The organism is Nocardia sp. NPDC059177, assembly GCF_042755165.1.
Lineage (GTDB): Bacteria > Actinomycetota > Actinomycetes > Mycobacteriales > Mycobacteriaceae > Nocardia.
Window position 1 is genome coordinate 252594 of the sequence record NZ_JBHZBX010000003.1, and the last position, 18362, is coordinate 270955.

The 18362-nt window shown below is 69.5% G+C and carries 19 protein-coding genes; 10 read left to right on the forward strand and 9 right to left on the reverse strand.

What is annotated here, in order from left to right; genetic code table 11:
* The 4 genes from ACFXK0_RS06045 to ACFXK0_RS06060 are packed head-to-tail and all read left to right on the forward strand — an operon-like array spanning position 1 to position 3029.
* On the forward strand, positions 1 to 1359 hold the full coding sequence (locus ACFXK0_RS06045) for an FAD-dependent oxidoreductase (protein WP_379408714.1): 1359 nt from the start codon (positions 1 to 3) through the stop codon (positions 1357 to 1359).
* 1 nt (position 1360) lies between these two features.
* Entirely contained in the window at positions 1361 to 2239 is an 879-nt protein-coding gene (locus ACFXK0_RS06050) for an alpha/beta hydrolase (RefSeq protein WP_379408716.1), read from the forward strand.
* A 53-nt stretch (positions 2240 to 2292) separates the two neighbouring features.
* Complete coding sequence (locus ACFXK0_RS06055) at positions 2293 to 2610, forward strand: type II toxin-antitoxin system Phd/YefM family antitoxin (protein WP_379408717.1); 318 nt, start codon at positions 2293 to 2295, stop codon at positions 2608 to 2610.
* Positions 2610 to 3029, forward strand: coding sequence for a type II toxin-antitoxin system VapC family toxin (locus ACFXK0_RS06060; protein ID WP_379408718.1), 420 nt, complete (start codon positions 2610 to 2612; stop codon positions 3027 to 3029). The genes ACFXK0_RS06055 and ACFXK0_RS06060 overlap by 1 nt, the downstream gene beginning before the upstream one ends.
* A gap of 172 nt (positions 3030 to 3201) precedes the next feature.
* Here the strand turns inward: ACFXK0_RS06060 and ACFXK0_RS06065 are convergent, their stop codons facing one another.
* From ACFXK0_RS06065 to ACFXK0_RS06080, 4 genes are all read right to left on the reverse strand, one after another.
* Entirely contained in the window at positions 3202 to 4350 is a 1149-nt protein-coding gene (locus ACFXK0_RS06065; RefSeq protein WP_379408720.1) for an RNA-guided endonuclease InsQ/TnpB family protein, read from the reverse strand.
* Positions 4351 to 4359: 9 nt separating this feature from the next.
* Positions 4360 to 4806, reverse strand: coding sequence for a hypothetical protein (locus tag ACFXK0_RS06070; protein WP_379408721.1), 447 nt, complete (start codon positions 4804 to 4806; stop codon positions 4360 to 4362).
* Between the two features lie 12 nt (positions 4807 to 4818).
* Positions 4819 to 5352, reverse strand: coding sequence for a helix-turn-helix domain-containing protein (locus tag ACFXK0_RS06075; RefSeq protein ID WP_379408722.1), 534 nt, complete (start codon positions 5350 to 5352; stop codon positions 4819 to 4821).
* 72 nt (positions 5353 to 5424) lie between these two features.
* Entirely contained in the window at positions 5425 to 6060 is a 636-nt protein-coding gene (locus ACFXK0_RS06080) for a hypothetical protein (RefSeq protein WP_379408723.1), read from the reverse strand.
* 169 nt (positions 6061 to 6229) lie between these two features.
* Between ACFXK0_RS06080 and serC the strand changes: the two genes are divergently transcribed.
* The 3 genes from serC (at position 6230) to ACFXK0_RS06095 (ending at position 9501) form a co-directional block, all read left to right on the forward strand.
* Positions 6230 to 7351 (forward strand): phosphoserine transaminase, encoded by a 1122-nt coding sequence (gene serC / locus ACFXK0_RS06085; protein WP_379408725.1) that lies wholly within the window; start codon positions 6230 to 6232, stop codon positions 7349 to 7351.
* Between the two features lie 291 nt (positions 7352 to 7642).
* Positions 7643 to 8650 (forward strand): septation protein SepH, encoded by a 1008-nt coding sequence (gene sepH, locus ACFXK0_RS06090; protein WP_379408726.1) that lies wholly within the window; start codon positions 7643 to 7645, stop codon positions 8648 to 8650.
* A 152-nt stretch (positions 8651 to 8802) separates the two neighbouring features.
* Positions 8803 to 9501, forward strand: coding sequence for a DUF6928 family protein (locus tag ACFXK0_RS06095; protein ID WP_379408728.1), 699 nt, complete (start codon positions 8803 to 8805; stop codon positions 9499 to 9501).
* On the opposite strand, the gene ACFXK0_RS06100 is transcribed toward ACFXK0_RS06095, so the two are convergent.
* Complete coding sequence (locus ACFXK0_RS06100) at positions 9502 to 9804, reverse strand: DUF2537 domain-containing protein (protein WP_379408729.1); 303 nt, start codon at positions 9802 to 9804, stop codon at positions 9502 to 9504.
* Positions 9801 to 10604, reverse strand: coding sequence for a TrmH family RNA methyltransferase (locus ACFXK0_RS06105; RefSeq protein WP_379408731.1), 804 nt, complete (start codon positions 10602 to 10604; stop codon positions 9801 to 9803). The genes ACFXK0_RS06100 and ACFXK0_RS06105 overlap by 4 nt, the downstream gene beginning before the upstream one ends.
* A 25-nt stretch (positions 10605 to 10629) precedes the next feature.
* Between ACFXK0_RS06105 and ACFXK0_RS06110 the strand changes: the two genes are divergently transcribed.
* Positions 10630 to 11031, forward strand: a complete 402-nt coding sequence (locus ACFXK0_RS06110; protein ID WP_379408733.1) for a YccF domain-containing protein — start codon at positions 10630 to 10632, stop codon at positions 11029 to 11031.
* Here ACFXK0_RS06110 and ACFXK0_RS06115 read toward each other — a convergent pair whose 3' ends face one another.
* On the reverse strand, positions 11032 to 11463 hold the full coding sequence (locus ACFXK0_RS06115; protein ID WP_379408796.1) for a MarR family winged helix-turn-helix transcriptional regulator: 432 nt from the start codon (positions 11461 to 11463) through the stop codon (positions 11032 to 11034).
* Positions 11464 to 11531: 68 nt separating this feature from the next.
* Between ACFXK0_RS06115 and ACFXK0_RS06120 the strand changes: the two genes are divergently transcribed.
* Positions 11532 to 11792 (forward strand): DUF2530 domain-containing protein, encoded by a 261-nt coding sequence (locus ACFXK0_RS06120; RefSeq protein WP_379408734.1) that lies wholly within the window; start codon positions 11532 to 11534, stop codon positions 11790 to 11792.
* On the opposite strand, the gene ACFXK0_RS06125 is transcribed toward ACFXK0_RS06120, so the two are convergent.
* Positions 11789 to 13828: a neutral/alkaline non-lysosomal ceramidase N-terminal domain-containing protein gene (locus ACFXK0_RS06125; RefSeq protein ID WP_379408735.1), complete on the reverse strand. Its 2040-nt coding sequence runs from the start codon at positions 13826 to 13828 to the stop codon at positions 11789 to 11791. The genes ACFXK0_RS06120 and ACFXK0_RS06125 overlap by 4 nt on opposite strands.
* A gap of 119 nt (positions 13829 to 13947) precedes the next feature.
* On the opposite strand from ACFXK0_RS06125, the gene ACFXK0_RS06130 reads away from it, so the two are divergent.
* Positions 13948 to 14574, forward strand: a complete 627-nt coding sequence (locus ACFXK0_RS06130) for a TetR/AcrR family transcriptional regulator (RefSeq protein WP_379408736.1) — start codon at positions 13948 to 13950, stop codon at positions 14572 to 14574.
* Position 14575: 1 nt separating this feature from the next.
* Here ACFXK0_RS06130 and ACFXK0_RS06135 read toward each other — a convergent pair whose 3' ends face one another.
* Positions 14576 to 17446 carry a sacsin N-terminal ATP-binding-like domain-containing protein gene (locus ACFXK0_RS06135; protein ID WP_379408738.1) on the reverse strand — a complete coding sequence of 957 codons (2871 nt, stop codon included), beginning with the start codon at positions 17444 to 17446 and terminating at the stop codon, positions 14576 to 14578.
* Positions 17447 to 18362 lie beyond the last annotated feature (916 nt).

Genomic DNA, 18362 nt, shown 5'->3' on the forward strand with positions numbered 1-18362 from the left:
ATGACCGAGGAGGACGACATGGGTATCACCGATTCCACCGACCGCGCTGTCGTGCTCGGCGCGAGCATGGCGGGGCTGCTCGCCGCACGGGTACTGTCCGAGCGGTTCGGCGAAGTGATCGTCATCGAACGCGATGAGCTGCCGGCCGAGCCCGCGCAACGTCGCGGGGTGCCGCAGGGCCGCCATATCCACGCGCTGATGGGTCGCGGCCAGCAGATCCTCGACGAGCTGTTTCCCGGTTTCAGCGCCGAGCTCGCCGACCGCGGCGCGCCTGCGCTGGACCAGTCCGGTGACGCGCGCATGTATCTGAACGGGTACCGGCTGCGCCAGGCAGCGGGTGGCACGGCGGTGATCAGCGCTACCCGGCCGCTGATCGAAAACTATGTGCGCGAACGGGTCAGGTCCTTGCCAGCTGTGGTGTTCGCCGACCGGCACGATGTGGTCGGGTTGTGCGCGAGCGACGACCGGGTCACCGGTGTCGAGGTGATCGGCCGGGTCGACGGCAGCGCGGCCGAGATGATCCCGGCCGACCTGGTGGTCGATGCCACCGGCCGTGGTTCCCGCACCCCGCGCTGGCTGGCCGCGCTCGGCTACCCCGAACCCGCCGTGGCGCAGGTCAGCGCCGATATCGCCTACGCGACCGTGGTGTTGCGCCTGCGCGCGGGCGCACTCGACGGCGATCACGCGATCCTGGCACCGCCGGCACCGGGACACTCCCGTGGCGGTGCGCTGGCCGAGATCGAGGACGGCTGCCACATCCTGACGCTGATGGGACTGCTGGGCGACCGGCCGCCCGGCACCGTCGCCGAATTGCTCGAGTACGCGCGATCGTTCGCGGTCCCCGATATCTACGAGGCGGTGCGCGATGCCGAACCGGTGAGCGAGCCCGTGCGCATCCGGTTCCCGGCCAGCGTGCGGCACCGTTACGAGCGGCTCGCCCGCTACCCGGACCGGCTGCTCGTCCTCGGTGACGCGCTGTGCAGCTTCAACCCGATCTACGGGCAGGGGATGAGCGTGGCGGCCATGGAAGCCCTCGCCCTGCGCGAGGCCCTGTCCGGCCCCCGCCTCCCGCACGCGCGCCGGGTGATGCGCAAGGTCGCCGCGGCGGCCGAGGTGCCATGGCAGATGGCCGCGGGCGGCGACCTCGCCTTCGCCGGTGTCACGGGCAAACGCACCCCGGCTGTGCGCCTGGTCAACACCTATATCCGCCGCCTGCACGCCGCCGCCGCACACGACAGCGACCTCACCGTCGCGTTCCTGCGGGTCGCGGGGATGGTCGACCCACCCACCGCGCTGTTCCGCCCGTCGGTCGCGCGGCGAGTCCTCGGCCGTCGTGAACGGCCGGTCGGGGTGGTGTGACATGGCCGAGCTCTATTTTCGCTCCGGAAACGGTCGGTGCGCGGCGACGCTGTATCTGCCGGCACGGCGCGCGCCGGGTCAACGGCTCGGGTGCGTTGTGCTGTGCAATGGCTTCAGCCTCACCCGCCGCGACGGACTGCCCCGGTTCGCCGAGCACTTCGCCACCGCCGGGCTCGCGGCGTTGACCTTCGACTTCCGTCATCTCGGTGACAGCTCCGGCGAACCTCGCCAGCTCGTCGACTACCGGCGCCAACAAGCCGACCTCGCCGCCGCCATCGCCTTCGCACGCGACCTCGACATGGTCGACGGCCGCCGAGTGGCGGTCTGGGGCTTCTCGAACGGTGGCGGGCTGGTCGTCCGTGTGGCTGCCGACGATCCGCGGATCGCCGCGGCGGTGGCGTTGTTCCCGATGGTCGACGGGCTCGCTTTCGCCATGGCGAGCGATCCTCGCAACAACGCCCGGCTGCTGGTCAACGCCGTGCGTGACCGGTTCGGGCGGTCCACCGTACGGGTGCCCATCGTCGGCGCGCCGGGCACGGTCCGGGTGTTCACGCAGCCGAGTGCGCGGCCGGGCCTCGACCGCGCGCTCGGCGCGGGATCGCGATGGCGCAACGAAGTCTGCGCAGGCCCGTTCCTGCGTGCGAGCTCGTTCCGCCCGGTCCGGGTCGCCGGCAAGGTCCGCTGTCCCCTGCTGGTCTGTGTCGCCGACAACGACACCCTCGTTCCCCAGCGACCGATCCTGCGAGCCGCCGAACGCGCACCCCGAGCGACGCTGCGCCACTACCCGATCGACCATCTCGACGCACTCAGCGCCGGAGCGGATTTCGACCGCGTGGTCCGCGACCAGACCGACTTCCTTGTGGCGACGCTGGAGAAATGACCGCATGTAGCGACACCGTAGCTTTGCTGTAGCACACCGGCTAACCTGGAGAAATGAGCACACCGGCCGAGTTGCCAGAGATTCCGCAGCGGGAGTTGCGCAATGACGCGAGCAGGGTGCTCCGTGATGTTCGCAGCGGCCAGTCTTACACGATCACCGTGGACGGAACACCGGTCGCCGATCTGATTCCGCATCGGCATCAGCGACGGCGCATCGCTGTGCCCCGCGACGAAGTACTGGCGGCTTTCGCCGGCCTGCCTGCCTCGAGCGAAACATGGTCCGCCGACGCGGAGAGCACCATCGACGACTCACTGTACGACCCTTACGATCGCGCCTACCGGCGCGGCGAATTCGCCCAGGAGGGCGAGTGATGGATGCGGAATCGCGCGGCCTCGTCGATACGAATGTGGTGATTCTGCTGGACGAATTGGAGCCGTCCGAACTGCCCGCCGAACTGGTGATCAGCGCGGTCACCATGGCCGAGCTGGCAGCGGGCCCGCACTACGCCGCCGACGCGACCGAGCGGGCGGCCAGGATCGAGCGGCTCCAGAACGCCGAGGCCCTGTTCGATCCTCTCCCCTTCGACACCCGGGCAGCGCGGCGTTACGGGCACATCATCGCGGCGGTACTCACCGCAGGGCGCAATCCCAAGCCGCGCCGCATCGATCTGATGATCGCCGCCATCGCGTCGGTGCACCGGCTGCCGCTCTACACGGTGAACCCCAAGGACTTCTCCGGTTTGCCAGGCCTTCTCGACGTCCGCACCGTGACGCACCCCGGCACCCGCTGACCCCTCGTTGCGCTCGGGCAGTGGTGCAGTCGTCCGCTCAATTCGCTGACTGTAGAAGGTCGACGGCAGCATCCATCCCTTGACGTCCTTCCCGGCCTAGGGCCGAGGATTCTTACCAGCACCCGCACGGGCGCTCTCGGTGGGTTCCTGTTTCATAGGGACATGCCTCCCGCTACGCGGCAGGACTTACCATCCCTCCGCAAGCGTTTAACCTCTCCGCCCGTCCAGCGGCGAGGATATTCTTGGCAGCGTTCAGATCACGATCGTGGACCGCCCCACACGGGCAGGCCCACATGCGGACATGCAGCGGCTTCTTCTCCCCGACCACACCGCACGTCGAGCATGTGCGCGTCGATGGGAAGAACCGGTCCACCTTCACCACTACCCGCCCATACCGGGCGGCTTTCTCCTCCAACATGCGGGTGAACATGCCCCACCCGGCATCATGCACCGACTTCGCCAACCGGGTCCGCGCCAAACCTTTCACACACAAGTCCTCGACATAGACCGCTTGGTTCTCACGAATCAGGGCCGTGGACTGTTTATGCGCGAAGTCGCGCCGGGCGTCGGCCACCTTCGCGTGGACCTTGGCGACCCGCAGGCGTGCCTTTGCCCGGTTCTTCGAACCCTTGTCCTTGCGGGACAAGCCCTGTTGCGCTTTCCGCAACCGTCGTTCGGCACGGCGGAAGAACTTCGGGGAGGTGATGACCTTGCCGTCCGAGCAGACCGCGAACGTCGCCAGTCCCAGATCGATACCCACCTCGGCGTCGATGCCGGGCAACGACTCCGGGTTCACCTCGACCACGAACGACGCGAAATAGCGGCCCGCCGCATCCTTGACGACCGACACGCTCGACGGCTCCGACGGCAGTACCCGCGACCAACGGACCGCCACGTCCCCGACCTTCGGCAAACGCAGCTTCCCGCCGTCGGTGACCGCGAAACGCGCGTTGCGGGTGAACCGGATCGACTGCCGATTGTCCTTGCGGGAACGAAACCTCGGCGGCGCCACCCGCGCGCCCTTCCGCTTTCCGGTCACCGAGGCAAAGAAGTTGCGGTACGCGGTATCGAGATCGGCGAGGGCTTGCTGCAACACCACCGACGACACCTCGGCAAGCCACGCACGCTCCGGCGACTTCTTCGACTCGGTCAACCGCTTCGACAGCTCACCGGCCGACAGACGCGGCGCACCGGACCGGTAGGCGTGCATTCGTGCCGCGAGCGCGTCGTTGTACACGACCCGCGCGCACCCGAACGCCCGCGCCAACGCGATCCGCTGGCCAGGCGTCGGGTAGACGCGGAAGTTGTACCGGAGCTGCACGTTTCGAGCCTACCCGAAGAGTCCGACAGGATAGTCCGGTCTCGGGCACGCTCGGCCCCGGGAGCCTCCCGCGTGGGCCTTCACCCCCGCCCTGAAGGGCGGAGCACTGGCCCACACCCGGTAGCGCGACACCAGGATCTTCAGCGCGTCTTCCTCCGCAACAACTGGGTTCCGGTATCGACTGAGCATGGTGCGCAGCGCAAACACCGCAGTTTCCGGCGAGACCGCGACCGTGTCGGCGGCGAATTGTGCTGCCGAGCGCACAGATAGCCCGTCCGGCAGGTGGTCGGCCGGGAAATCTCGCAGATTCTGGGTAACGATCGTGTCGGCTCCACCGACGACCGCGGCCGCAACTACATGCTCGTCATCAGGGTCGGGAAGCCCGAAAGTGCCTTCGTGCGGCTCCCAATTCACCACCAGGGCATCGTCGAAACGCGACTCGAGTACCGCGAACACCGCCGCTCCCCCTCAGTCGTTGCGCTTGCCCCTGTGCCGTTCCGCCGCCAGGCGTCGTGCCTCGCGTAGGTGGCGCTCGATGTCGGCAGGGTCGTCTTCGATGGAGATGTCGACGGCTGTTTCGGCGAGCGCGTCGTATTGGCGGCGACGGCGGACCTCGCGGTAGTCGAGAACGTCGTCGAGTTGTAGCCGGTGCCGGGTGCCGATCCGTTGCGCGGGCAGCTCGCCTTTTTCGATGAGCCGTTTCACAGTGGGCCTGCTGACGCCGAGCAGATCGGCTGCCTGCTGCGATGTCAAGGTCATACTGTGCGGCGCGATGGTGACGGCCCGACCTGCCAACAATGCCGCGACCACCTGCTTCAGGGCCTGATGAACATCGGCGGGAAGTTCGATCCGATCGCCCTCGTCCGCGCCCACCAACGCATAGCTCGGCTTCGCCGCGGCACCCCACCGGCGCTCATGCGCTTCCAGGAAGCTCATGACAGGCGCCAGACTTCCGCCGTCGTCAGGTAAGAACGTGCGCTCTTCGAGCGGTTGCGCGACCATGGCACCTCCTTCAGCGATTCGAACGTTTCGAAACATCGATCGATTCATTCGAATGATACCAAGGGCCGCGGCTCAGGACAGTGCGGAGAAATCGATTGCGACGGAGTGGCCGCGGTCGACGGTGAAGAAGGCGGCCTGGAGGCGGGTGCCTAGTTCGAGGTAGCCGATCGCGGCCAGGGGGACCGGCTGGATCAGGCGGACTCGCCATGGGGTCGGTTCGTCCCAGGCGCGTAGTTCGAGGTCGAGGCGCAGGACCGGGTCGTCGCGGCCGGTGTAGTCGGCGGCGATCGGGGCGACCGCGAGGACTGTGGCCTCGGCTCGGCGGCCGTTGGCGAGGATCTTGGCGGCGGCTTTGCGGCCGGTCTCGGGGGTCTCGGGGACGAACAGCACTACGCGGTCGCGGTCGCCAGGGTCGACGCGGCAGCCCACCGAGTCGCCGGGTTGCATCCACTCCAGGTCCTGGCTACGCACCCGCTGCCGCACCCGGGCGTCGTAGGCGAGTTCGTCGGGTACCTGCACCCGCAGCGAGAAGCGATGCCCGCCCTCACCGCGCCGCGACCGCACCGACAGCACCGTCGCCACCGCGGGCAACCCTCTCATCAGCAGTTCCCGCCGCGCCCCCTCCGACAACAACCCCGGTCGCCGCCCCAACGCCCACGCGATCCGGTCGACCAGGCCCCACCCCGAGTCGGCCACTACAAGGCTCATCCCGGAAGAGTAGACCGATCGGCCAGCTCACAGAGGCAAATTCCCCGCACTCCGCGAACCGTCGAGCGCGCCCAGCCCCGACCCGCCGGTAACCGGTGGCGCGTGGTGCGCCTCACAGGCGCTGACCCACCACCACCACGGCGATCCCGCGACCACTAAACTCGCCCGCATGACCAGTGCCTTCCCGACGATTCCCGCCGACCTTCTGCCCGCCGACGGACGGTTCGGTTGCGGCCCTTCCAAGGTCCGCCCGGAGCAGCTGCAGTCCCTGGTGACTGTGGGCGCCTCGGTGTTCGGCACCTCCCATCGCCAGAAGCCGGTCAAGGACGTGGTCGCGCGCGTTCGCAACGGCCTGCGTGAGCTGTTCTCGCTGCCCGAGGGCTACGAGGTCGTGCTCGGCAACGGTGGCACCACCGCGTTCTGGGACGCTGCCGCGTTCGGCCTGATCCGCGAGCGTTCGCTGCACCTGACCAATGGCGAGTTCTCCTCGAAGTTCGCCTCGGTCGCCAAGGGCAACCCGTTCATCGGTGACCCGATCGTGGTGTCGTCGGAGCCGGGCAGCGCGCCCGAGCCCGTGTCGGACCCGAGCGTCGACCTCATCGGCTGGGCCCACAACGAGACCTCGACCGGTGTGTCCATCCCGGTGTCGCGTCCGGCCGGTTCGGAGAACGCGCTGATCGCCATCGACGCCACCTCCGGCGCGGGCGGCCTGCCGGTGAACATCGCCGACGCCGATGTCTACTACTTCGCCCCGCAGAAGTGCTTCGCCGCCGACGGTGGCCTGTGGATCGCGATCATGAGCCCGGCCGCGCTCGCTCGTGTCGCCGAGATCAAGGAATCGGGTCGCTGGACGCCGGAGTTCCTGTCGCTGCCGGTGGCTGTGGACAACTCCAGCAAGGACCAGACCTACAACACCCCGGCGCTGGCCACCCTGCTGCTGTTCGCCGACCAGATCGAGTGGATGAACGCCAACGGCGGCCTGGACTGGACCGTCAAGCGCACCCTCGACTCGTCCTCGCGCCTTTACACCTGGGCCGAGTCGAGCTCGTTCGCCACCCCGTATGTCACCGATCCGGCGCACCGCTCGCAGGTCGTCGGCACGATCGACTTCGACGACGCGGTCGACGCCGCCCAGGTCGCCAAGGTCCTGCGCGCCAACGGCATCGTCGACACCGAGCCCTACCGCAAGCTGGGCCGCAACCAGCTGCGCGTCGGCATGTTCCCGGCGATCGATCCGGAAGATGTTTCGCAGCTGACCCGTTCGATCGACTGGGTCGTCGGCCAGCTCTGAGATAAGACCGCAATCTCCGCCGGTGTGCCGGCGAACTTTTACGTTCGCCGACACACCGGCCCTTTGTGTGAGTTCGCAAAATTTGCATTCGCGAGCATTGCTAAATGATGTTGATCCATCACCAAAATGCCTGCACAGGACCGGAATTCGGGTGGGGAGCCGCTCAGATTAGCCGGACCGGGAGCCCCCGTGCGCGATTTCGGCGTGCGTGTCTGCTGCCGCGGGCAAGTAATGTGCACTACTGTCTAGGAAAGTGGGCGGTGTCGTAGCCGACGCGATAAGGAGGTAACGGTGCGTGAACTTCGAGTGATCGGGGTGACGCCCGACTCCACGCACATCGTGTGCAGCGACATCGAGTCCGGTACCAAGTTCCGGCTGCCCGCCGACGACAAGCTCCGCGCAGCGGCGCGCGGCGACCTCGCACGATTCGGCCAGATCGAGATCGAAACGGAGGCGTCCATGCGTCCTCGCGATATCCAGGCCCGTATCCGAGCCGGGGCGTCCGTCGAGCAGGTCCAGGCGGAATCCGGCATGCCCGCCACCAAAGTCGAACGTTTCGCCTACCCGGTGCTGCTCGAGCGTGCTCGCGCCGCCGAATTGGCGCAGAAGGCGCATCCGGTCCGCCCCGACGGGCCCGCGGTGGAGACGCTGCACGAGATCGTCACCGCGGCCTTCGCCGAGCGCGGCCACACCATCGAACAGGCCGAGTGGGACGCCTGGAAAGACGAAAAGGGTTTCTGGGTCGCGCAATTGCAGTGGCGGCACGGTCATTCCGAGATCGCCGCGCACTGGCGCTACCAGCCCGACGCGCACGGCGGTTCGGTCTCCCCGCTCGACGATCCGGCCACCGACCTGATCGATCCCGATTTCGGGCGCGCGCTGCGCGGGCTGGCCACCATCCTGCCCGCCGAGCCGGCCGCGCCGGTCGTCGAACAGCCGATCCCGGTGGAACCGCGTCCGCGCGAACAGCTCACGCCGACCGCGCGCCCGACCGCCCGCCCGCAGCCCACGCTCGACGAGTACTACGAGCAGCGCCAGGTCGCGGCAGGCGGTGGCGCCGCGGCGATCCCGGCCGCCGCCGTCCCCACGGCCCCGATCCCTGCCGTCCCAGCGGCCCCGATCCCGGCCACCCCTACCCCCGCGCCCCAGCCTCAGCCGGCGGCCCAGCAGGAACGACCGACCCCGGAAGAGCCGGCAGCAGAAAAGCCGACCCCGAAGCCCACCCGCCCGAAGCGCGGCAAGGCCCCCATGCCCTCCTGGGAAGACGTCCTCCTCGGCGTCCGCAGCTCCGGCCACTGAAAGGCCACCGCGCACGCGGGCACAGCAGCACGCAAGCACATGGGTAACTCACCGGGAACGGGCTAACCAGCCGACTCGACTCCGCCGGCCGCCGACCCAAAGCCCCCCGCACCCAAGTCTGGCCAAAAAACGCGGAGAGGCGGAACTGCGCAGTGGTTTCTTCAATTTGGTATGTCGATACCGCGGATCCTGTCGCGGTGTTGAAGGAACGTCCCGATCCCGACCCGGCGGCCGCCGCCGCGCTCGCGGGGCAGCTGTACTGCGAGCACGATGTCCGGCCGATCATGATCGGCACCTTGGACGGGTGCGCGGCGCCGGACCGGAACGAGGTCTACATCGGCTGCTATCCGGGACTCACCGTGGTGTGCACGGCCGAGGCCGCGCTGGTCGAGCCGACCAAGCTGCCGGATCTGCTGGTGCGGCCGCTGGCTTCCGAGCACACGTTCCTGGTGTCGTTCGATGCGACGGTGCACTGGGGTGCGTTCGCGCATTGGGAGCGTGGCGAATTCCGGCGCTCGTTCAGTTCGACCAGAGTCGACATCCTGGAGAACGAGGGGCTGCCGATGGTGTGGGAGCGGCCGTATTGGGCGGGTGATCATCCGGTGCCGTGGCTCGGTGGGGATCATCCGGAACCGCAGTCGCTGCCGTTCGATCCGCCGGATTTCGCCGACGCGGCCAATGACGAATGGCTCGGTTTCCGCTATCGCGGCGCCGGGCACGCCGAGCTGTCGCCCGGTTCGCTGGCGGTCTGCGGGTTCACGCTGTATCCGAAAGGCCGCGCGCCGGAACCCGCCCCGCGCCCGGATGCGGCGCCGCGGCGCGGGCTGTTCGGCTGGTTGCGCGGGCGGTGATCACAGCCAGCCGCTGAGCCCGTCGACGAGCACGGCAAGCCACCCCAGGACCAGCCCGGCCGCGGCCCCGGCCAGGACCCAGCGCACCACCGGTGTGTACCGCCACCGCCACGCCGTCGGCGCCACACCGACCGCCGCCACCACGTTGACCACGATGGCGAGCAGCGGATGGATGGCGGCCAGCGCGGACCCGAAGGCGTATACCGCGACCGCGGCGAGCACTGCGACCAGCACCGTGACGGTGCCGCCCGCCGCCCAGGGCACCGAATCCGGTTGCGCGCGATAGGGACCGTCGGGCTTCACGAGGTCCGCACCCGTTCGTAGAACGCCATCGCGGCCGCGGTGGCGACATTGAGTGAATCGGTGCCCGGTGACATCGGGATGCGCGCCCGGACATCGGTGGCGCGCATGGCCTCCTCGGTGAGTCCGGGTCCTTCGGCGCCGAGCAGCAGCGCCACCCGTTCCCCTGTCATGGCGGTCGCCAGGTTCACCGCCGCCGGATCCGGGGTGAGCGCGATGATCTGGAAACCGCGCTCGCGCAGCAGTTCCAGCCCGTCCGGCCAGGACGGCAGGCTCGCGAACGGCACCCGCAACACATGTCCCATCGACACCCGCACCGCCCGACGATAGAGCGGATCGGCCACCCGGTCACCGAACAACACCGCGTCGGCGCCGAGTCCGGCGGCGTTGCGGAACATCGAGCCCAGGTTCTCGTGGTCGTTGACGCCTTCGAGCACGGCTACCGTGCGCGCGCCGGCGAGTACCGCGGCGGGGGTGAGTTCGGCCGGTCGCGGCGCGACGGCGAGCACGCCGCGGTTGAGGTGGAAGCCGACCACCTGCGCCATCACCTCGGCGGTGGCGCGGTAGTACGGGATGTCGCGGCCGGCGAGGTCGTCGGCGAGGGCCTCGTAGCGTTTGGCGACGCCGAGCAGGGCGGTCGGGGCGAATCGGGAGCCGAGCATCCGCTGCACCACCACGACGCCTTCCGCGATCACCAGCCCTTTGCGGCCGGGCAGGTCGGGCCTGCGGTCGGCGGAGGACAGATCACGGAAATCGTCGACCCTGGGGTCGGCGGGATCGTCGATGTCTATCACAGCGGCCACGCGCTCATCCTGGCATGCTGGAAGCATGAAGTTCGTACAGTTGATCTTGAACATTCTCTGGGTGGTGCTGTGCGGCTTCTGGATGGCCCTGGGCTACCTGCTGGCGGCGCTGATCTGCTTCGTCCTGATCATCACCATCCCGTTCGGCATCGCCTCGCTGCGCCTGGCTGGCTATGTGCTGTGGCCGTTCGGGCGCACCGTGGTCGACAAGCCGAGCGCGGGCGCCGGTTCGCTGATCGGCAATGTGATCTGGTTCGTCGTCGCGGGGATCTGGCTGGCGATCGGGCATATCGCGACCAGTCTCGCGCTGGCGGTCACCATCATCGGGCTGCCGTTCGCGTGGGCAAATCTCAAACTGGTTCCGCTGTCGCTGTTCCCGCTCGGGCACGAGGTGGTACCGGCCGACGACGCGCGAGCGCAGGGTTGATCACTCCGACCCGGCGACGATCTGGTTCATGATCTCCACGGCCTGATCCAGCACCGCGAGCTGCTCGGGGTTCAGCCCGGACAGCTGTGCGGTCATCCAGGCCTCGCGGGCGTGGGTCTCGTCGTCGATCAGGGCGCGACCGGCGGAGGTGAGCGAGACGATGATCTGTCTGCCGTCGGTCGGATGCGGGCGGCGGTGCACCAGGTCGAGTTCGGAGAGCGAGGCGATGACGCGGGTCATCGACGGCGGTTGGACTCGTTCGCGGCCGGCCAGCGCACCGGGCGTCATCGCGCCATCTCGGGCCAGCGTGGCCAGGGCCGACAGCTGGGTGAGCGAGATCTGCGCGTCGGTACGCCGACCGCGCAGGTGTCGCGTGAGCCGCACGACGGCCAGTGAGAGGTCACCGGCCAGGGCGCGGACGTCGGAGGGCATCGTCACAGTGCAGAACTCTACGGTACGTGCGGCTCCCGGAATGGGTTTCACGCGGCTACTGTTTGGGTATGGAAGCCGGACCTGTCACCTCTGAGATTCCGCAGCTGCCTCGTTTCCTGGTCGATCCGCGGCCGGTGGTGCTGATCGGTTTCGCCGCATGGATCCTCGCTACCGCACTGTCGTGGCTGGTCCCGGCCCTGGCGGAGGCCCGGCCGGTGTGCGTGATGGGCCTGGTGGTCGGTGCGCTCGGGTCGTCGATCTTCCTGCTCCAGCGACGCTCGGCCCGCCGCGGCGACAAGGGCGCCCAGGTGGGTCTGCAGACCGATTAGGCGCTGACTTCGAACTCCGCGCTCGTTCCGACGACCGGACGCAGGGCACCGTCGGTCCCCAGCACGTCGACGTAGTGCACGAAACGGTGCGTGCCCGGCTCGGCGGCGGCCGGGATGTCCCAGGTGAACCGGGCGATCGAGACCGCGGCGCCGCCCGAGCGCCAGTGGAAGCGCACATCCCACTCCCCCTCGTTGGCCACCCGCACCCACGCGCCCGCGCCCGTGCGCCGTTCCACCGTCAGGAAGGTGTCGCCGCGGCGTGGATTGTGTTTGGGGTGCGCCGAGACGAATTCGGCGGCCACCCGGTGTCCGCGCGCCGTGGCGACCGGCTGTTCGATGACGTCACCGAAGCCGCGCCCCGGTGGCGTCGCGTCCGGGCCGGGCACGGTGGCGAAGTTCGGTTGCAAGCCGGAGACATCGCGCGGCGCCGGCCCACGGCCGATGGCCGCCCCGGCGACGAATGCCTGTGCCACCCTGGTGAATTCCTGCACATAGCCGCACAGGGTGTAGCGCCCGAACAGGGTCGAGGCGCCTTCGTACTGCTGCGCGTCGTACTCCTCCGGCGTCGTCACGTACTCGTGGTAGCCGTTCGCATAACCCTGCAGCAGGACCTGCTCGACCCCGACGCCGAGCACCTCGGCCACCGCGCGCCGCACCCGCAGCCCGGCGACGATGGTGAATTCCGCGCCGGCCGCGGCCAGATACAGCTCGCCGAGCCGAACCAGCTGCACCGGAACCACATTCGGCACCCACGGCACCGGCGGCAGCAGGCCCAGCGGTGCGAAGATCGCCTTGGGCGCCTGTGCGTCGGCCAGCCAGGCCGGGTGCGGATGGTCGATGCCGCCGAGGAAATCGATCATCGGATTGCGCACACCCTCGGGGATCGGGCCGCCCGGCAGACCGGGTCCGTCCTCGACGCTGCCCGCCGCCAGTGAGACACCAGCGGCCGCCGGTGCGGTGCGCCGGGGTGCACCGTCGGGGGTGTAGCGTCCGTCGATCGCGAGATCGGCGAGGTCGACGTAGCACAGCATCGCGCCGACCCGGCCCGGCATCGTGACCGCTTGGCGCGCTGCTGTTTTCGACGCGCTGTACTGGCGTTCGCCGATGATCCTGGTGTTGTCGAACTCGTCGGTGGTCGGGCCGTTGCCCGGGGTGAGGCCGAGGTTGGGTGACATGTCACCGGCGTTGGTCTGCGCGAACGCGGCGACATAGCCGGGCGGGCCGTCGAGGTGGCGCACACCGTGTTCGAGCTGCTCGGCGGCGTAGCTGGCGTAGCCCTTGTTGTCCGAGCTGATCAGGCGGTTGGCATTGGTCATCGAGGTGTTGTGGGTGGCGAACCAGGTCAGCGCGCCCACCTCGCGGCCGCCGCGCCGGAAGACCAGGGTGGTGACCGCCGGGTCGACGGCGTCGGGGAAGACCGCGCGATCGGCGGCCGGGTTGCGCTCGAAGGCGACGCGCGAGCGGTTGACGCTGGCATCGTGCAATTCCGCGCGCCCCAGCGCGATACTGCCCGGCGCGACATCGGCGTCGGCGGCGACGATCGCCTCCACGATCCCGGCCACCTCGGCGTCGTAGACCTGCTGCTGGAAGCCCAGCGTCGCCAGCGTGTAGGCGTAGTCGTGCGCCGAACCGCCGCAACTGGCGTGGGTATGCGTGGAGGTGAGCACGACATTGCGCTCGGTGTATCGGTCGCCGAAACGTTCGGCGAGCGCGAGCAGCACGCCGCGATGCACCGACCCGAACACCGCGCCGTTCTCCACCGCGACGTAGGCGACGCGATTGTCGCCCGCGCCGATGACGAAGGCCCTGGCGCGGGGGCGCAGATGAATTCCCGCCGTGGCCTGGTCGAGTTGCGAGTAGCCCATCATGCCGCATTCCGCGGCGGGACCGGTGAGATCGCCGATTCCCATTCCGAATTCGAATTCTTCTGCTAGGGGATTCGCCTGCGCGACAGCCGCTCCCAGCGTGGGCAGCAGGGGCGCGACGGCGGCACTCAGCGCCGAGGCGGTGAGTACGGTGCGGCGGGACACGGGCATCAGGCGACTCCTTCGCAACTTCCGGTACGGAGACAACCACATCAACTGGTCATATGTCCAGGATTTTCCCGCGGTCCGGCGAATTGACTGTTTGCGACGCGAGCGCTTAACTCGCTCACGTGTCCTCCCGATTGAGCGTCGAAGAACGACGAGCCCACCTGATCGAGGCAGCGATCGGTCTCGCCGAGAAAAAGGGCGTGGCGGGCGTGACCACGCGTGATGTCGCCCAAGCGGCCGGCGTCTCGCTCGGAGTGGTGCATTACTGTTTCGAAAACAAGGACGCGCTGATGACCGAGCTGGTCAAAGCGCTGTCGATCGAATTGCGCGATTCCGTCGACGCCGAAGAGTCGGTATGGGCCGACACGGGAACCGGAAAAGAAGCGCTTCAGAAATTGGTGCGCGACACATTGGAACTGATGTGGCGCAACATCGAAGCCACTCCGGAACGTCAGCTGCTCACCTACGAGACCACCACCTACGCGCTGCGTGAGGGCGAGGCGACCCCCGCCAAGATCGCCATCGCGCGCGAACAGTACGGGTTCAACGACAGCACCGTCGCCGACGTGCTCGACCACTGCCGCGATACCACCCAGACCACCTGGACCACCCCCGTCACCGACCTGAGCCGCTTCGCGCTGTCGGTCATCGACGGCATCGTGCTGCGCTGGCTGGTCGACGACGACAGCGAGTCGGTGCAGACCCAGCTCGACCTGCTCGCCGCGATGATCACCTCGCACGCGGCCTGATTCAGCCGCGCGGCACCTGCACGTGCACCGCGTCGTCGGTGCACCACCACGGCACCCGCACGGTGCCGGTCAGCGCACCGCGCAGATGCACCTCCAGGGTCTCGTGCAGCACCAGATCGCCGGCGGTGTCCGGCGGGGACCACAGCTGCGCCAACACCACACCCAGCGGGTCGGCGGCCCAGGTGGTCCGCCTGCCCGCGCCGAGGACTTCGGCGCTGACCTCCTCGGAGACCAGCGGCAGATCCAGCAGCGCGGCCAGCGCCTCGGCGTGCGCACCAGCCACCAGACGCTGCGGCGGGACCACCAGACCGAAGCAGGGCTGGTCGAGCACCATGGCCGTGCTCGCCGCGACGACCGCACCGGACAGCGCGCGAACCTGCTCGGGGAGGTCGAGATCGCGCGGGTCGAGCGCGCCGTCGGCGACCGCGGCGGCCAGGCGGGTGTGGGTGCGGGCGACGACATCGGTGGCCGGGGTGCGCGCGGGATCGGCGAGGGCGTCGAGAAGTTCCTCGGCCAACGCCGCGGTCATCACCTCGGGGCGGACCAGCAGCGGGCGCAGGGCGTCCAGGTCGCGCGGGTCGAAGCCCGCGGCGGGGAAAGCCGGGAGCAGACCGGCGAATTCGGCGTCGTCGGGATGGCGCAGGCGGCCGAGCGGGACATCGTCGAGGTGGGCATGCTGGTGCAACCACCACGCGGTGTAGCCGTCGCGATCGGCGAGCAGGGCGCGGGTGCGGGGTTCGGCGAGCAGGTGTTGCAGCGCGTTCGCCCAGCGGCGGTCGTCGACCAGGTCGAGGTCGCGGACCGCGGTGAGGGTGCGTGGATCCTCGGAAAGGCTGTCCCACCAGGTGTTCTCATCGTCGAGATCGTGGTCGGGGCCGACCGGGTCCGGGTCGGTGAGCACCGCGAAATCCCAGCCGACGCCGATCGCGCGCAGGGCCTGTTCGCCGTACTCGGCCACGGTGGCGTCGGCGACGGTACCGAACGATGAATCGTCGGCCAGGACCTCGGCCAACGGGGCATCCGGGAGCAGCAGTTCGTCGGCCGGGCGCAATTCGCCGGTGTCGTCGGGCAATTCGAGCAGGCCGAGCCAGCTGGGCAGTTCGTGCGGTGCGGCGAACGGAGCCAGCCGCAGGACGGCGGCGACGGTGTCCGGGTCGGCGGGGTCCTGGTCGAGCAGGTCGCGCAGACCGGGGTCGGCGAGCAGGTCGTCGGCCGAGGCGCTGCGGGCGCCCAGCCGGGCCAGCAGGGCGTGGGTGGCGTCCGGATGCACCAGGCGGGCCCAGTGCACCGGGACGGCGACGGTGAGCTGATCGTCGAGCACGACGGTGCGCGGACCGGTCACCACGCGGCCGTCGGCCAGCGGGACCGCGAGCGCACCCAGTTCCTCGGCGATGCGGGAATCGGTGACGAAGGGTTCCAGGGCGGCATAGAAGCGCTGCCACCAGCGGGGTTCGCGATCCAGGCCGCTGGTGGACTCGGCGAGGGCGGCCGGGCCGAGGCGGTGAACGTCGAGGACGGAGAGGCGTTCTTGGTGCTCGCGGCCGGAGAGTTCGGGGACGACCAGGGGGCCGGTGATTTCGGCGAGGTGATCGGCGAGTTCCGGGGTGAGGTCGGGGAAGACGGTGGTGCGGGTGGGGATTCCAGACGCCACATCATCAGTCCGCCTGCCTCGCGGTTCGCCTGCGCCGCTGGATGATTCGACGGCGCGAGTAGCGGACTCGGATGGGTCTGCCGTGGCACTGGCGGCATCCGGAGCCAGGAGGTCCGGCGGTGCGGCGGCGGGGGTGGGGCAGACAGGAAGCCAGGTGTTGGTGCGGAGTTCGGTGATGACGGCTTCGCGGAGCAGGGCGTCGGTCTCGCTGCGGGCGAAGCCGGGGGGTGGGACGAGGGTGAGCCGGTCGCGTGGCGGGAGGGCGCGGGCGAAATCGGCGTAGCCGGTGACGGTTTCGGTCAGGTGGGCGCCGGGGAGCAGGCGGCGGCGGTCGGGTTGCATGGGGAGATCGGCGACCAGGATCGCGGGGAGGGAGAGTTCCTCGTCGGAGCGGGTGGGGGCGCGCAGGACATCCGGGGCCGCCGGGACGGGGCGGCCGTCGCGCAGCGGGAGCAGCCAGCGGGCGCGCTCGGTGCGGAATTGCCACCAGCGGCGGGTGATTCCGGAGGGGAGAGTGATGGCGAGTTCGGTGAGGTCGCCGAGATCGGTGACGGTGCTGGTGAATTCGTCGGTGCCGATCCGGATGCGGTGCAGGGCAGGCAGTTCCAACAGCAGGTCGGGGGCCTCGGCACGCATGGTGTCGAGGAGGGCTTCGGCGTCGATGTCCTCGCGCAGGTGGATGACGATCTCGGTGTCGGAGCCGGCGGGCGGGGTGGTCGGCACCGGCCAGGCCAGGCGCAGGACCGGCGGCACGATGGTGGCGAGATCGTCCGGGATCGTGATTCCGATGTCGTGCAAAGCATTCAGGGTCGCGGCCCGCGAGAAGCGGATCGAACCCGTGGTCGACCGCACCTCGATCTCGTCACCCACGGTCCGCACCGCGGTGAACCCGACCCCGAACCGGCCGACCTGCGCGGCCTCGCTCTTCCCCGAAGCCCGCAGCGCCGTCAGCGCGTGCACCCCCGGGACATCCAGCGGCGCACCCGTATTCGCGATGTGCAACCGCCCGTCCAGCACCCGGACGGTCAGCTCCCCGCCGACCCCGCCCTTCGCCGCCGCGTCGGCCGCGTTCTGCGCGAGCTCGGTGAGCAACCGATCCCGATACCCCGCGGCCACCAGATCGGCCTCACTGGCACTGTCCTCCCGCAACCGGGTCGGCGAATCCCGCCAGGCGGCAAGCACTCCGGCCCGCAACTCCGCGGTCCCGAAGCAATCCGCCACTCCGTTCAGCGCGCCACCGGCGATCCGTGCCCATTCACCACGCCAGCCGAACCGGGGGCGGTGTCCCCGGCTACCTGGCCGTCGGCGTCGTCACCCGCGGGCTCGGTGCGTGCCACCTGGTCAGCCACGGTCTCGGGCCCCTCTTGTGCGGCAACATCCGCACCGGCGGACGTCTCGATAACAGCCGGCTCGGCGGGAGCACCCTCAGCGGCGGGGGTCTCCGCCGTGGCCTGATCGGCAGCGCTGTCCTCGGCGGATGATTCGGTCGCCGCGTCGGCAGTGGGCTCGGCTGCCACGGCAGCGGTGTCGGTTGCCGCAGGAGTCGCCACAGGTTCGGCGGCGACCGGCTCGGTGACGGCGGCGCTCTCGTCCGGACCGGCGGCCGCATCGGTGGCCGACACTGCGGGCTCCGACGTCGCCGAGGAGACCTCGACCGCCACGTCGGGCTCGGGCGACGGATCCACGGACTGGGACTCTGCCACGGCCTCTGCAGCCGGCACCGGCTCCGCGGCAGCGGCTACGTCCGCCGCGTCGGGCTCGGGCGACGCATCCACGGACCGGGACTCTGCCACGCCCTCGACAGCCGGCACCGGCTCCGCAGCAGCGGCTACGTCCGCCGCGTCGGGCTCGGGCGACGCATCCACGGACCGGGACTCTGCCACGCCCTCGACAGCCGGCACCGGCTCCGCAGCAGCGGCTACGTCCGCCGCGTCGGGCTCGGGCGATGCCTTCGCGGACCGGGACTCTGCCGCAGGCTCGGTGGCCGGCACCGGCTCCGCAGCAAGGGTTGGTTCGGCGTCCGCAGCGATTTCGGTGGCGGGCTCGGCAGTCGTGGCGGCTGCTTCGGCAGGTGACGCGGGGTTCGCGGCTGTCTCGGGGTCCACGGTGGAAGTGGTTTCGGCGTTCGACGCGCCCG

Excerpts from the sequence above, each read along its gene's own strand:
- ACFXK0_RS06045 (WP_379408714.1), top strand. The coding sequence starts at position 1 with ATGACCGAGGAGGACGACATGGGTATCACCGATTCCACCGACCGCGCT.
- ACFXK0_RS06050 (WP_379408716.1), top strand. The coding sequence starts at position 1,361 with ATGGCCGAGCTCTATTTTCGCTCCGGAAACGGTCGGTGCGCGGCGACG.
- ACFXK0_RS06055 (WP_379408717.1), top strand. The coding sequence starts at position 2,293 with ATGAGCACACCGGCCGAGTTGCCAGAGATTCCGCAGCGGGAGTTGCGC.
- ACFXK0_RS06060 (WP_379408718.1), top strand. The coding sequence starts at position 2,610 with ATGGATGCGGAATCGCGCGGCCTCGTCGATACGAATGTGGTGATTCTG.
- ACFXK0_RS06075 (WP_379408722.1), bottom strand. The coding sequence starts at position 5,352 with ATGGTCGCGCAACCGCTCGAAGAGCGCACGTTCTTACCTGACGACGGC.
- ACFXK0_RS06080 (WP_379408723.1), bottom strand. The coding sequence starts at position 6,060 with ATGAGCCTTGTAGTGGCCGACTCGGGGTGGGGCCTGGTCGACCGGATC.
- serC (WP_379408725.1), top strand. The coding sequence starts at position 6,230 with ATGACCAGTGCCTTCCCGACGATTCCCGCCGACCTTCTGCCCGCCGAC.
- ACFXK0_RS06110 (WP_379408733.1), top strand. The coding sequence starts at position 10,630 with ATGAAGTTCGTACAGTTGATCTTGAACATTCTCTGGGTGGTGCTGTGC.
- ACFXK0_RS06115 (WP_379408796.1), bottom strand. The coding sequence starts at position 11,463 with ATGCCCTCCGACGTCCGCGCCCTGGCCGGTGACCTCTCACTGGCCGTC.
- ACFXK0_RS06120 (WP_379408734.1), top strand. The coding sequence starts at position 11,532 with ATGGAAGCCGGACCTGTCACCTCTGAGATTCCGCAGCTGCCTCGTTTC.
- ACFXK0_RS06125 (WP_379408735.1), bottom strand. The coding sequence starts at position 13,828 with ATGCCCGTGTCCCGCCGCACCGTACTCACCGCCTCGGCGCTGAGTGCC.